Raw genomic sequence first — 13,615 nt, 5'->3', positions numbered from 1 at the left:
ATGAAAAAAATTTTTGTAGCGGGCCATCGTGGCATGGTGGGTTCAGCGATTGTTAGGCTATTGCAGGCACGTGGTGATTGTGAATTGGTATTGCGGACACGCAGTGAATTAGACTTAATCAATCAGCAAGCTGTGTCAGAGTTTTTTCAGACCGAAAAAATCGATGAAGTATATTTGGCTGCAGCGAAGGTAGGCGGAATTATCGCCAATAACTCTTATCCTGCAGACTTCATTTATGAAAACCTAGTCGTTGAATGCAATGTTATTCACGCTGCTCATGTGGCTGGTATCGATAAGTTACTGTTTTTAGGTTCTTCGTGTATTTATCCTAAACTAGCGGTGCAGCCTATGTCTGAAACCGCTCTGTTAACAGGCACATTGGAACCTACTAACGAGCCTTATGCGATAGCAAAAATTGCCGGTATTAAGTTGTGCGAATCATACAATCGCCAATACGGCCGAGATTACCGCAGTGTCATGCCGACTAACTTGTATGGGCCACATGATAATTTTCATCCTAAAAACTCCCATGTTATTCCTGCATTACTGCGCCGTTTTCATGAAGCGAAACTTAATGGTGATGCGCAAGTAGTGGCGTGGGGAAGCGGTAAACCCATGCGAGAGTTTTTGCATGTTAATGATATGGCGGCTGCCTCTATTCACGTGATGGAATTAGATAAAGCTACCTATAATGCAAATACTGAAGTGATGCTGAGCCATATTAATGTTGGGACAGGTGTTGATTGTACTATCCGTGAATTGGTTGAAACGGTGGCTAATGTCACCGGGTTTGAGGGCAAGATTGTGTTTGATGCCAGTAAACCTGACGGCGCACCACGCAAGCTGATGAATGTAGACCGGTTAGCCGCGTTGGGTTGGCAATATACCTATACCTTAGAAGCGGGATTAAAAGACGCCTATCAGTGGTTTTTAGATAACCAGGATAGTTTTAGGCAGGCGTAGAGTAGGTAATTGTAGGACTACCTTTAGGTGGGAACGAATGGAAAGATGCGATTATGGTGCTTGTTTTTGATTAATTTACCCTAGTGGTTGATTTGTCAATTGTGGTTGTTTTTTCGGCCCTAATAACATCCGTTACGGAGTGACCTCCTACAAGGTTGGGTTGTTTGTTTGTAGGACTACCTTTAGGTGGGAATGATTGCTGATAGGCGTGTATGGTGCCTGTTTTTGATTGATTTACCCTAGTGGTTAGTTTGTCAATTGTGGTTGTTTTTTCGGCCCTAATAACATCCGTTACGGAGTGACCTCCTACAAGGTTGGGTTGTCTGTTTGTGGGACTACCTTTAGGTGGGAATGAATGCTGATGGGCGTGTATGGTGCTTAATATTGTTTAATTTGCTATTGGTTGTCGTTTTATTCGGCCCTAATAACATCCGTTACGGGGTGGCCTCTTACAAGCTGGCTTGTGTTATTTTCGGTGCTAAATAGCTTGGATACTGTGGCCACCTGGTGATAAGGGTTTTATAAATATGTTTTTAGATAAAGACGTTTTTAAAACCGTGATTGTCAGTACACCATTGGTGTCGATTGATTTAGTCGTTAAAAATTCCAATGGTGAATACTTGTTGGGTTATCGCAATAACCGTCCTGCTCAAGGGGTTTGGTTTGTGCCAGGTGGTCGGATTTTGAAAGATGAATCTATGGATGCGGCTTTTTTAAGGCTGACTAAAGACGAGTTAGGTATCGCCCTATCTCGGCAATCGGCTGTCTTTATGGGGCCTTATGAGCATTTTTATACTGATTGTGTTTTTGGTATTGAGCATTCCACTCACTATGTGGTTTTGGGCTATGAGCTTACGGTAGATTTAACATTAAATGATTTACCTAAAGAACAACACAACCAATATGTTTGGTTAACTCGTGATGACTTTTTAGCCCGGGACGATGTGCACAGACATAGTAAATGGTATTTGAGTTAAATTTTGGTTTTAGATGGCGTGGTGCTGAGGTAAAGTAGTATTTTTATCTCAGAATATGCTAGAGACTGTGTAATGAACATTAAATCAACGATGAAAAAGTATGGCCGACGCTTAGTTGCCAAATCAAAACATAGTCAAATTACACCGCACAATATTAAGTTTCACATTGATGAACTAACGGTTGACAAATTTGCTGGTTGGATTTATCTGCAGGACGATGAACAATTTTTGTGCTGTAGCTTAACACTACTAATAAATGGTAAAAAGTGCTTAGATGTTAGAGCAAACCAGTATCGATCTGACTTGTTAGAATCTGGGTTTGGTAGTGGATGTCACGGATTTAATGTGGCTGTTTCGTGGCAAGACTTTGAATTAAATAAAAATAGTATAGAAGTTAAAGTCGGCGCCATTTCTGTTTATCAAGCAGAGATATTAGTTGATCAAAAACAAATGTTGGTTGCCATGACTAAACAATTAACTGGGCATTTTGATGAAGCATTGGGCGCTATTACAGCTACGATGAGTGATTTATCGACTTCTAGTAGTTTAAAAGTTTAGTCACCTATATGGCTTTAATTGTGCTAGAACCTGGTTACGAAGATAATAATTCTCACCACGTTAATGTTAATCAGCAACTCATTAAAGCCTGCGAACAAGCGAGTTTGACCTTACGAATCTTAGCGTCACATAGTTTAGATTTGCCTACAAAAATTGATGAGCTTATACCTGATACCGTTATCAGTTTTTTTAACACGCCATGTTATACCAATAATTTAAAACCACTCGATTGTGCTCAAGAACAAATGTTGGCAAATAAATTTTGTACGGAATTGCAACAGGCACAAAATGAAGGGCTTATTAGTAGTTCTGACAATCTGCTTATGCATACCTTCTATAGTTTTCATATATTGGGGCTTGCTATCTGGTTAAATAAAACTAAGTGTGGGTTCAAAGGTAAAATTTTACTTTGTGCAATGTTTTATCCTGGGCGGCTTAAAATTGAACATCAATCTGAATTAGATTACTTCAAACTTTATACCCGTTATCGCCTCGCATTTAATATGCTTAGTAGTGTTAAAAATGATAATCAGGTGATGTTGGCGACAAGTTGTAAACGCTTTGTTGAAGCTTACAAACAATGTACTAATTTAAATTTTAAGTTACACCCTGCTATTAATTTTGTTGAGCCTATCGCCGTTTTGGATGATGCCAAGGCAGTTAAACACGTTATATTGTATTTTGGCAGTGTGAAACGTGATAAAGGTCTAACTTGGTTGGTCGATATTTTGCCCGAGTTGCTAGCTGAATTTAGCGATATCGCGTTTTTTATTCATTTTAATGAGCAATCACCTGGTGCCCGCAATTTTCTTTCGTTTAAAACGCAACTTGAAGATTTAAGTGATAAGTTTCCCCACCTTTCAGTGTGTTTCTCGGCTATGTCACAACTTGAATATGAGAGTGAGTTAGCAAAAAGTCATGCATTGGTATTGATGTATGACCCTACAATTTACTCTAACAAAACGTCTGGTCTATTGTGGGACGCTGTCAGATACCCTCATATAAATCTATTTTGCAGTAATAATAGTTGGGTAGAGAGAGAGTATCTCGAACTTGGGGGGCAACCTATTACGTTTGAATATGGAAATACAAAAGCGTTTAAGCAATGTCTAGCGGTTTGGAATCAAAATGAAAATGTAACATTTGTAGCTAATAACTATACTGGAGCAATTAGTCAATCGTTTGCTGATTGGTGTCTATCTTTAGTTCGTTAGCAGTTTTTTGTTAAACTTTAAAAGGTAAATTTCATAATGTTTGTAGATAAAAAATTAAGTAATAAGGTAATTTAATGAAAAAAGCGATTTTTCACTTCCATCTTTTTAAGAATGCTGGCACATCCTTAGATGCAGCATTTAAAGACAATTTTAGCAATGATGAATGGGTTACAAGTGAATTTCCAGGGCAGCCATCAAAAAATCGAGAATTAGTCAAAGAATGGGTTTTAAATAATCCACAAGCAATTTGTTTTTCTTCACATACAGCAATGTTGCCGGTGCCAACTTTTGAAGATCGACTTTTATTGCCCGTCATTTTTATTCGCCACCCTATTGATAGAATCGCATCAGCTTATGCTTTTGAGAAAAAACAGGGCGGTGATGGATTTGGTGCTGTTTTGGCAAGAAATACATCGTTTAAAGGGTACGTTGAATCTAGAAATGCACTGGGTTATGACCGCCAATGTCGGAATTTTCATGTAGAACGCTTTGCTCCTATGTTTGGCCCAGAACATGGCACTGAAGTAGAAAGAGCCAAAAAGGCGATTGAGTCTTTGCCCTTTGTCGGATTAGTTGAACAATTTGATGCCTCTCTTAAGCGTTTGGAAACTTGGCTAAGCGACGAAGGAATAGAGAATGTGCAGTTGGCTGCTAAAGAACAAAATGTTTCACGCAATACTGGCGTGCCCATTGAAGCTAAAATAGCCAGTATAAAAGAACAATTAGGCGATGAAACGTTTGCACAATTATTAGACAGTAATCGTGACGATATGGCGTTGTATGAGATGGTGAAAGCTCGCTATATTTGATTTATCGTCCAAAGCTAAGCAGATTTGGGGCTGCTTAGTGATCAGTTGATGATAGGCATCATCGGTCATTTTTTATAAACATTGATCTTGTTGAAATACCAAAGGATCAGGGGCCTGCATTCATGAGTGGATTCATCCCTATTTATACTGTGGTTTTTTAAGTTCATTATCGCAGTTAACCCCACAACGAAACGAAATCCCAATATTATTGCCGCGATAAAGCCACTATCAAGATGGATAAAAGGCTACAAATAAACAAATAAACACCGCGTTGTGATAATGTCATGGCAAGGTATACCAAATTGTTAGTATTTTGATATAAGTGCGCTTAAGTGGTTTTTATTATTGAAAAATAACTAGATTTTGATAGAGTTCGCGGCTGTTTTGATAAATGAAAATTACGCTGGGGTGTTGGTGTCTTTCTTACTTGTAGGCGGATTTGGATTTATAGGGAAACACCTTATCGATACGGCAATTAAATGCTGTGAAGATTTTACGGTGATATCGAGAAAAGATCCTGAAGTTAATTGGGCAAGCTATCCTTATGTGTTAGATAACACTTTAGACGATAAAGCGCTATTCGACTTGGCATTGCAACACAATGTAGTTGTATATTTGGCTTCATCTTCAATACCAGCTACTGGATCTTTTACGCGTGAGATAAGAGAGAACGTTGAGCCGGCTATTGAGCTTATAGACAGGCTCACGTCTTTTAATCCTGCGCTTAAGGTTATTTATATTTCCAGTGGTGGGCAGGTTTATGGCAACGAATATCACGAATTAATCAGCGAAAAAGCCAAGTGCCTTCCTGTTAGCCCTTATGGTTACGGAAAGTTGATGGTCGAAGAAAGTCTCGCCTACTTACATCGAACAAAGAAAACACGAATTGCAGTTTTAAGAGTGGCTAATCCGGTTGGAAGATGGCAGACAGGATTGCGTCAGGGAATAGTCAATGTTGTTTTTCAAGCATTGATGAACAATAACCCTGTTAAAATTTTTGGCACTGGATTAGAGGTTAGAGATTACCTAGACGCCGATGAACTGGCCGAGTTAATACTTCGGGTTGCAAAAGCTGATTTCGGCTTCACCACTTGGAATGTTGGGTCTGGTCAAGCAACGTCTACGATTGAGCTAGTAACCAAAATTGAGAATATTGTCGGTAAAACTGCAGTGAAACAATATTTACCTCGTCGTTTTGTTGACCCAGAATACGCAGTTTTAGAGTGCAGTAAATTACACCACGATCTAGGTTGGAAAGCCTCTCAGTCAATAGACAAAATATTAGAAAAAACGCTCGCTCATAAATTATCCGTTAGTACATTAAAATGATAAAAAAATTAATAAAAAAATTTCAAATATCATCAGATGAATATGTAGAAAAGGTTGATAAAATGGAAATTATTATTACTGGACACTCCCATTGTTTTTGTATGGGAGTTACCCCAACTGGTGAGCTAAGATTCGAGCGAATTGAAAACGACGTGCCTGGTGTTTTTGGTGTTATGGGGGGGTGGGACGGCTCTAGAAATGACGCCTACTGGGAGTTTGTAGCTAAACATGCTCAGAATAAACGTATTGTCATTTTATGGGCTGGCAATCAGCATAATTCAGGTTTCATTTTTGCAAATGAAGAGACTTTTGATTTTGTATCTAATCCAAAAGACTCTGAGTCATTGTCAAACGACAAAACGATTGTCCCTAAATCGGTACTCGAACAACTCTTTAAGTCTTCATTAGGCGGATTACCCCGCGTTTTAGAAATACTTAAAAAGGGTAAACCGCACGACATCATATTGTTGGAAACACCTCGTCCAAAAGGTGATGGAGATTTTATCTTACCCTTTATTAAATCCTCTGCCCATTTCGTCGAGTTAGCGACAAAATCTGGAATAGATATTGAAAATCTATCCATATCATCTCTGGGTTTTAGATTGAAATTATGGCGAGTCATTCAGTCTCAACTAGCAGATGTTGCCATGTCACAGGACGTCACTTACATGCGAATACCCGAACAGTTCCATACTGAAGAGGGTGGGTTGAAAAGAGAGTTTTGGGCAAACGATGTTACACATGCAAATTCAAATTACGGAAAGGCAATGCTCAAATGTATTGCTGATGAAGTCTTGATTAATTCAGGGAGTTGTTAATGTCGCATCCTTATAAAAGCGCACCGAATACCTCTTTTTGGAATAGGGCGGTAGCGACTAATTTTAATGTAAATGAACTCATTTCGACATTTCCACTTATCCGTAAGGGGGATACTGTAGGTTCAGCTGGGAGTTGTTTTGCAGGTAACATTATTCCATATCTTGAAAGTGCTGGATTCGACTATGTTCGTAAAACACAGGTGCCCAAAGGGCTCAAAGACGTTTACGAAGAGAATTTCAACTACCATACGTTTTCTGCCGCATACGGTAATATCTACACAGCACGTCATTTGCTGCAGTTGATTCAACGAGCTTTAGGGCTATTCAAACCCGCTGAAGATCGTTGGTACATTGATAATGAAGTTGTCGATCCCTTTCGTCCAGGCCTTCGTTTCAAATCGAGCAATGATGTGGAGTTTGACAAGTTAACGACTCAATATTTGGAAACCGTAGTGTCAGCCTTTAAAGATATGAATGTTTTTGTATTTACTTTGGGGTTAACAGAAGCCTGGGTTTCTGTATTGGACGGTGCTGTATTCCCAGCCTGTCCTGGTACTATTGCTGGGAAATATGACCGCGAGCAACACACGTTTAAAAACTTCAGTGTCTCGGAAATAACTCAAGATTTATTGGATGCGTTCTCACTGCTTCGAAGCATTAATCCCAACTTGAAAATTATTCTGACTGTGTCACCAGTACCACTTGTTGCAACGGCAACTAACAATCATGTTGTTTCTGCTACAGTCTATAGTAAATCCGTGTTACGTGTGTCTGCACAAGAAGTGGTTAATACCCTTCCTTATGTAAACTATTTTCCTTCGTACGAAATAGTGACAGGACCACAAGCTCCTGCCGCTTTTTTTGAGGACAACCGACGGGATGTAAGTAAGATTGCTATTGACACCGTTATGATGGCATTAATTCATTGTTGTGAAAATGCAACTACGCGCCCTGTTGTAAACGTTCAGGATGTGACGCCTTCCAAAAAAGCGACTAGTGATTTGTCATCTTCAGCAAAGTTAATTGATCTAGAGTGTGAAGAGGCTGCAAGTGATCCTGGGCTCGCTCAATAAAGAAGCGTATTCGAAACTAAATTTAAAGCGAAATAAAGATGTTCAATCTTAGTAAGCAAGAACTGAAAGACTATGGTTTTATTCGGTCGTTAAAAATAAATTGGCGTAAATATAAGAAAGTAAATCAACTTCGTCCTGATGATGAACCCGTTGTTCATTGTGTGAAAAATGGTAAGTATAATGATGTATATGTTCCTGGCTATTTCAGCACTGCTGACTATTTAGCGCTGAACAAAGAGGCAATTGAGTCTGACAAACACCCAGTAGTTCATTATGAGGAGGCTATCAGAAATGGTGGCCGCCCTAAAAAGCCGTCTTTTTTTTCGAAAAAAGTAAAAAAAGTAAAAATAGCGCAGCTGAAAAGGGAGGAGATAGACGGAGTGCTACTTTCGCCGCAGGAGCTAGAAGATTTCTTCTTTTTTTTCACCGCTCCCATTCCGTGGATTAACTTTCATACAGAAGAACTTGAAAAAGACTATATAGACATAATCATCTATGTCATAAAGTCTTGGAAAACTGAGCGTATTATCATAAAAGGTGTATATGACTCAAAGGTATATTTAGAAAATAATAAAGATGTTGAGCAAGCAGGATTGAATCCTCTGCTACATTTTTATAAGTACGGAAATCAAGAAAAACGTACTGCGAGAGAAAACATAGAAAACAGAAAATTTGAAATAGACATCATTCACTCTAAAAATGTCAATTGGGATGGGTTTTTTAAACATAATAACATTACACTTAAACGACAAAAAGAAGCTGTTGAATATTACGTTGACAACTGGCGTTACGAAAACCTGCAGCTTGAAGGTTTTTTTGATACAGGTTTTTACCTAAAAAACTATCCTGATATAGCTGCTGTTGGTATCAATCCACTGTTCCATTATGTCACGAATGGAATGGAAGAAGGGCGTAAAGGATTTCTTGATCTGGATGAGTATCTAGACGTTGGTGATAAAGGCTTTGATGAAAATTTACCAACCATCGCCATTGTTAGCCATGAATCTTCTGCAACAGGCGCACCATTAGTTGGGTTGAATTTAGGCAACAGTCTAAATAATAAACACAACATTATTCACTTTATCGTTAGAAAAAAACAATTGCACCCAGATTTTCTTGCTGGCAGTAGTTTTACCCTCAAGGGGTTGGCTGATAACCCACGTTTTTATGTCAAAGCATTATTAGAAGCGGTGATTAGTAAATATCCGTTAATGGCGGCTGTATGTAACTCAGTAGAAACAATCGAAGTATTGGATGTCTTTAGTGAGCTTAAAGTCCCAACAGTTGCGCTGATTCATGAGTTTAGCGATTATACCCTGCCCAAAGGGAAGATCAGTAATACCGTATGTTTTGCTGATCGTGTTGTAGTGCCTGCTGAGCTAATCAAGAAGTCCATCGTTAAAGAAATAAACGAATGCTTCGGCATTACCGCCGTTCCCAACAATATTGTTGTGTGTCCGCAAGGATATTTACCTTTTGTTCCAGCTCTCTATGGTGAGAATTTGAGTGATTCGGAATTAAGAGAAAAGTTTTCATTAGCCATCGATCAAACTTTGGTCGTCGGTGCGGGTTATGTGCAGATAAGGAAAGGGGTTGACCTGTTTATTTCTGTGGCTAGCTATCTGAACAAAATGGCGCCAGGGAAATATAAATTTGTATGGGCTGGTGATGGGTATGATCCTGACCATGATTTGTCTTATTCTGTCTGGTTGAAACGACAGATTTTAGAGTCGAATCTAGAAGATAACTTTTTCTTTTTAAAACACCAGCGAAGCCTTGGAAACTTGCTTTCTATTACAGATGTATTCCTATTAACTTCCAGATTGGATCCGTTTCCTAATGTGGTGATTGATGCCTTGCAATCGGGTGTTCATGTTGCTTGTTTTGAAAATAGCACTGGATGTGCTGAGTTTCTGGCTAATAATGAGAGCAGCTCATCTGTATCAGATTATGCGGACACTGCAGGCATGGCTAAGAAAATTCATGAATATGCTTGTTCAGGAGATATCGTTAAAAGCCAAGCGTATATATTAAATCGACGGTTAGTTAAAACTAAATTAGATTTTGAACAATACTCGATGAAAATATTAAGTGAAATTGGTTTAGCTAAACAAATCATTAATAAGCGAAAGGAACACGAGCTGGTCATAGATGAATCAGGTCTGTTTGATTTTAACTACTATGCCCTATTGGATACTCATGCAAGAGGGCTTGATCATTATGTGAAATGCGCCATGAAGGGGATACACGTATCGAATCCATCTCCGGCATTTCATGAGGAAGTTTGGCTGCAAAACCATCAAGAGACAGAAAACTTAGTACCTCTTGTTGCCGCAATTGAGCAAGGAATAGAGAGCACACATTGCAACATTATTTTAAATGGTTCTAATCAAGAAGTAGTGCTCAAGGGCGCGGTTCATTTGCACCTTTATTACGAAGATATGTATCCCTTCTTTATTGAAAAATTCGCTGTTTTACCTGCACATTTTGATTTGTATATAACCGTTTGTCACAAAGAATCGGTGTCTAATGTTGAGAAGGTGTTTTCAGTCTGTAATTTCAATAAAACCCAAGTTATTTATGTTGAAAACATTGGCAGAGATATTGTGCCGTTTTTATCGGCTTTGAAAAAAGAATTATTCAGTAATGATGACTATGATGTTGTAGGGCATTTTCATAGTAAGAAGTCTGTAGACAATGAACCTGGATTTGGTGACAAATGGCTAGATTATTTAATGAATAATTTGGTTGGTGATAAAGCTAATGTAGCTCAATTATTGTCTCAATTTGAGGATCGTAATTGTGGAATTGTGTATGCAGCGGATCACCATAATGTTGGTTTGGGCGAAAATAAGCAGTTTGCAGATGAATTGTGTAAGGCCATGAATATTGAACCGATGAAATATGCAGCTAATTTCCCATTGGGAACGATGTTTTGGGCAAGACCTCAAGCACTGTCATTATTATTCGAATTAGACTTAAGCCCATTTAAACAAGCAGAACCTTTGCCTTATGATGGCTCGTATATGCATGCCATTGAACGGTTATTACCTCATGTTGCCAGGAGTAGTGGGTTTGAAATAACCACAGTTTATAAACCCGGTACTACTTGGTGATGTATTTGACTATTGAAGAATGTAAATAATATGGAAAAAATCAACATGCAAGCAGCTGCCTTAATGATGCAAAAAAATGAAAGGGAGCTCTTGGCAAAATGGATTGTTTATCATTCCGCAATTTTGGGGCTAGAAAACTTATATGTATTTGACAACGGAAGTGATGATAAAAATACAATAACTCTGTTAAAAGATTGGGAAGCCAAAGGCTTGGAGGTGTATTGGGATTTCAATACAAAACAGGACTTTGAGAATAAAGGGACAATCTTAGGTGACAAAATTAAACAGCTAGACGAACGAGGAAAACATGACTGTTATCTGCCCCTCGACTGCGATGAATTTTTAGCAGTAAGGCTAGAAAACGGTGGTTTTTCATGTGAGGCAAGTAATATTTTGGGTGAACTTGCTCGTTACGTTGATAGTGAGAATGTTTTACTGATTGATGCTCAGTTTTTTAATTCACCAATAAGTAATAGTTGGTTTCATCGTTACGAGAATCGAAAAGTCTTATTTATGAAGAACACTTTCCAATCTATGGATGTTGGTTTTCATTGGGGTAAAGTAAAAAATTCTGAGGTTGAAATTAAAACTAATTTGGTGCATTTCCACTTCCACTATAAGCCATTTGTTTTTGCACAAGAATATGCTCGGAACAAGTTAGCATTAAGAGTTAAAAGTTTTGAGATAGATTATTTAGCTACTTATAAAGGCCCTGGTGAGCATTTAACTAAATACTTTTTACTCTCTGAGAAAGAATATCTAAAGCAAGTCTTAGTAGCTCCTCATTTTAATATTACTGTTTTAGCTGAAAAATTTGACGAGTTAGGTATTGCTTGGCCTTATTTAGAATACATGGAACGCTCTTTACATGCTCTAGATGAGTCAGCGGATTTTGCAAATTCTGATACGGTAAAAAATCTACATCGGGTTGCTGATCATAGATTTAGAGGCAGCGTAGACCAGGTTATATTTAATGACGATACCCTAAGAATTGATGGCTGGAGCGCTGAGATGAATAGTCTACCTATTTGCAACTTTGTTTTAGTTGGAAGTTCGGGAGAGCTTGATATTGTCGCAGATGAAAATGTCTTCAGACCAGATATTGCCAAACTACTCGGTTTTGAAAAACGCAATTTTGGATTTGTTCTTCGTATTGCTAAAAGTACCTTTGAATCAATTAACGCTTCTCAATTAATATTATTGCCAAAGTTACAAAGTGGCGAGGTAGGGCCTGCGTTATCAATAAATAGAAAATACATCGATTTAGTTTCAAGCGTCTTAGTTTAAACGATTTTGGAGTACAAAGTGCTGTACAAAAGATTTGTCAAAAAAATGAAGTCCCTTTTCGACAAAGATACGCTCTTGTATGTTGATTACGTGTATTTTCAAAATTCAAATCTAGCTTTGTGTGGGTGGGTACTCGATAAAACCCATTCAGCGAGCAGAGAAATCAAGCTACTGGCCGGTGCAAGTTCTCTTGATGCACAAATCCATACATTCGAACGAATTGATGTCGCTCAGCGGTTTGGCGTGCAGTCCTTAGAAAATTGTTTCGGTTTTATTATTGAAGCGACTAATTGTTCGGGAATTATGTCGGATATAAGTTTGGCTTGGAGCGGGCGCAAATTTTTGTTGGAAAAATTAGATTTTGAAGAAGTTGACACACTACATGAGGTGCGAAATCAAGTGCCGGAGTATCCTGATAAACTTAATTTTGAGAATAGTGTTTTGTCTAATAAACCTCTAGTTTCTGCAGTTGCCAGTAGCAAAAAAAGCAAAAATAAAGATAAAGATATACAAAAAGTTATAGAACTTTTGAATCGGATAGATGCTAACGATGCCGGTTTTTTGCATCAGTTAGAAACAAACGCGTTACCCGCAATGCATCGATTATGGGAGAAAAGAATAACGAGTTATGCATCACCAAAGTTATTATCATTTGGACATCTAGATTGCGAACCTAAAGTGAGTATTGTGGTGCCGCTTTATGGCAGATATGACTTTATGCAACATCAATTGGCGCACTTTTCCGGTGACGAATCGATGCGCAATGTTGAGCTGATTTATGTGCTCGACGACCCCAGATTAATACATGAAGTTTCAATTGCAGCACAGGGTTTGTTCAACACGTTTGAATACCCATTTAAGTTGGTGCTTTCAACGAATAATCGAGGGTTTTCTGGGGCTAATAATTTAGGTGTTGCGTCTTGTACTGCACCTTTGTTGTTGCTCATTAATTCTGATGTCATACCTTTTAAGAATAATTGGTTACCAGACTTTGTTGCACAATATGAACAGTTAGATGAGCCAGCGATCCTCGGAGCAACTTTGCTTTATGAAGATTCATCAATACAACATAGTGGAATGGTTTTTAAACCAGACGGTCGTCATTGTGGGGTAAGGATGAACCATCATCCTTTTAAAGGATTACATGTTGACCTGGTCGTGCATTCAGAATTGTTCAAAGTGCAAGCAGTAACAGGCGCCTGTATGTTGATAAGCAAAACACTGTTTCAGAGTATAAATGGATTTGATGAATTACATATTTTAGGGGACTTTGAAGATTCAGATTTGTGTTTAAAGGTCCATAATCTCGGAGGTAATATATATTGTTCGGGTAGCACTCGGCTCTATCATTTGGAGAGGTTGTCTCAAAATTTGGTTTCCAATGGCGATTGGAAATGGAAGTTATCAATGGCTAACGCGGTGTATCAGGAACGCAAATGGAGTAAGCTGATTGATAAGGTGACTATGTGAG

The 13,615-nt window shown here is 38.4% G+C and carries 11 protein-coding genes; all 11 read left to right on the top strand.

Annotated elements, in window-relative coordinates; all coding sequences use genetic code 11:
* The 11 genes from ABKW31_RS10020 to ABKW31_RS09970 all read left to right on the top strand — a co-directional run bounded on the left by ABKW31_RS10020 (position 1) and on the right by ABKW31_RS09970 (position 13,614).
* Entirely contained in the window at positions 1–963 is a 963-nt protein-coding gene (locus ABKW31_RS10020) for a GDP-L-fucose synthase (RefSeq protein ID WP_348616201.1), read from the top strand.
* 527 nt (positions 964–1,490) lie between these two features.
* Complete coding sequence (locus ABKW31_RS10015) at positions 1,491–1,940, top strand: GDP-mannose mannosyl hydrolase (protein WP_348616200.1); 450 nt, start codon at positions 1,491–1,493, stop codon at positions 1,938–1,940.
* Positions 1,941–2,012: 72 nt separating this feature from the next.
* Positions 2,013–2,498: a hypothetical protein gene (locus ABKW31_RS10010; RefSeq protein ID WP_348616199.1), complete on the top strand. Its 486-nt coding sequence runs from the start codon at positions 2,013–2,015 to the stop codon at positions 2,496–2,498.
* Positions 2,499–2,506: 8 nt separating this feature from the next.
* A complete protein-coding gene (locus ABKW31_RS10005) occupies positions 2,507–3,712 on the top strand; it encodes a hypothetical protein (RefSeq protein ID WP_348616198.1) in 1,206 nt (401 codons plus the stop codon).
* Positions 3,713–3,786: 74 nt separating this feature from the next.
* Positions 3,787–4,521 carry a hypothetical protein gene (locus ABKW31_RS10000; RefSeq protein ID WP_348616197.1) on the top strand — a complete coding sequence of 245 codons (735 nt, stop codon included), beginning with the start codon at positions 3,787–3,789 and terminating at the stop codon, positions 4,519–4,521.
* 384 nt (positions 4,522–4,905) lie between these two features.
* Positions 4,906–5,850: an NAD-dependent epimerase/dehydratase family protein gene (locus tag ABKW31_RS09995; RefSeq protein WP_348616196.1), complete on the top strand. Its 945-nt coding sequence runs from the start codon at positions 4,906–4,908 to the stop codon at positions 5,848–5,850.
* Positions 5,847–6,668: a hypothetical protein gene (locus ABKW31_RS09990; RefSeq protein WP_348616195.1), complete on the top strand. Its 822-nt coding sequence runs from the start codon at positions 5,847–5,849 to the stop codon at positions 6,666–6,668. Before ABKW31_RS09995 ends, ABKW31_RS09990 begins: the two co-directional genes overlap by 4 nt.
* Entirely contained in the window at positions 6,668–7,741 is a 1,074-nt protein-coding gene (locus tag ABKW31_RS09985; protein ID WP_348616194.1) for a GSCFA domain-containing protein, read from the top strand. Before ABKW31_RS09990 ends, ABKW31_RS09985 begins: the two co-directional genes overlap by 1 nt.
* Before the next feature lie 38 nt (positions 7,742–7,779).
* Positions 7,780–10,857 (top strand): rhamnan synthesis F family protein, encoded by a 3,078-nt coding sequence (locus ABKW31_RS09980; protein ID WP_348616193.1) that lies wholly within the window; start codon positions 7,780–7,782, stop codon positions 10,855–10,857.
* 30 nt (positions 10,858–10,887) lie between these two features.
* On the top strand, positions 10,888–12,144 hold the full coding sequence (locus ABKW31_RS09975; RefSeq protein ID WP_348616192.1) for a glycosyltransferase family 2 protein: 1,257 nt from the start codon (positions 10,888–10,890) through the stop codon (positions 12,142–12,144).
* A gap of 6 nt (positions 12,145–12,150) precedes the next feature.
* Positions 12,151–13,614: a glycosyltransferase gene (locus ABKW31_RS09970; protein WP_348616191.1), complete on the top strand. Its 1,464-nt coding sequence runs from the start codon at positions 12,151–12,153 to the stop codon at positions 13,612–13,614.
* The last annotated feature ends 1 nt before the right edge of the window (position 13,615 follow it).

The sequence above is a fragment of the Paraglaciecola sp. 25GB23A genome (genome assembly GCF_040012495.1).
GTDB lineage: Bacteria > Pseudomonadota > Gammaproteobacteria > Enterobacterales > Alteromonadaceae > Paraglaciecola.
This window is presented reverse-complemented; position numbering and strand designations above follow the sequence as displayed.

Excerpts from the sequence above, each read along its gene's own strand:
- ABKW31_RS10020 (WP_348616201.1), top strand. The coding sequence starts at position 1 with ATGAAAAAAATTTTTGTAGCGGGCCATCGTGGCATGGTGGGTTCAGCG.
- ABKW31_RS10015 (WP_348616200.1), top strand. The coding sequence starts at position 1,491 with ATGTTTTTAGATAAAGACGTTTTTAAAACCGTGATTGTCAGTACACCA.
- ABKW31_RS10010 (WP_348616199.1), top strand. The coding sequence starts at position 2,013 with ATGAACATTAAATCAACGATGAAAAAGTATGGCCGACGCTTAGTTGCC.
- ABKW31_RS10005 (WP_348616198.1), top strand. The coding sequence starts at position 2,507 with ATGGCTTTAATTGTGCTAGAACCTGGTTACGAAGATAATAATTCTCAC.
- ABKW31_RS10000 (WP_348616197.1), top strand. The coding sequence starts at position 3,787 with ATGAAAAAAGCGATTTTTCACTTCCATCTTTTTAAGAATGCTGGCACA.
- ABKW31_RS09990 (WP_348616195.1), top strand. The coding sequence starts at position 5,847 with ATGATAAAAAAATTAATAAAAAAATTTCAAATATCATCAGATGAATAT.
- ABKW31_RS09985 (WP_348616194.1), top strand. The coding sequence starts at position 6,668 with ATGTCGCATCCTTATAAAAGCGCACCGAATACCTCTTTTTGGAATAGG.
- ABKW31_RS09980 (WP_348616193.1), top strand. The coding sequence starts at position 7,780 with ATGTTCAATCTTAGTAAGCAAGAACTGAAAGACTATGGTTTTATTCGG.
- ABKW31_RS09975 (WP_348616192.1), top strand. The coding sequence starts at position 10,888 with ATGGAAAAAATCAACATGCAAGCAGCTGCCTTAATGATGCAAAAAAAT.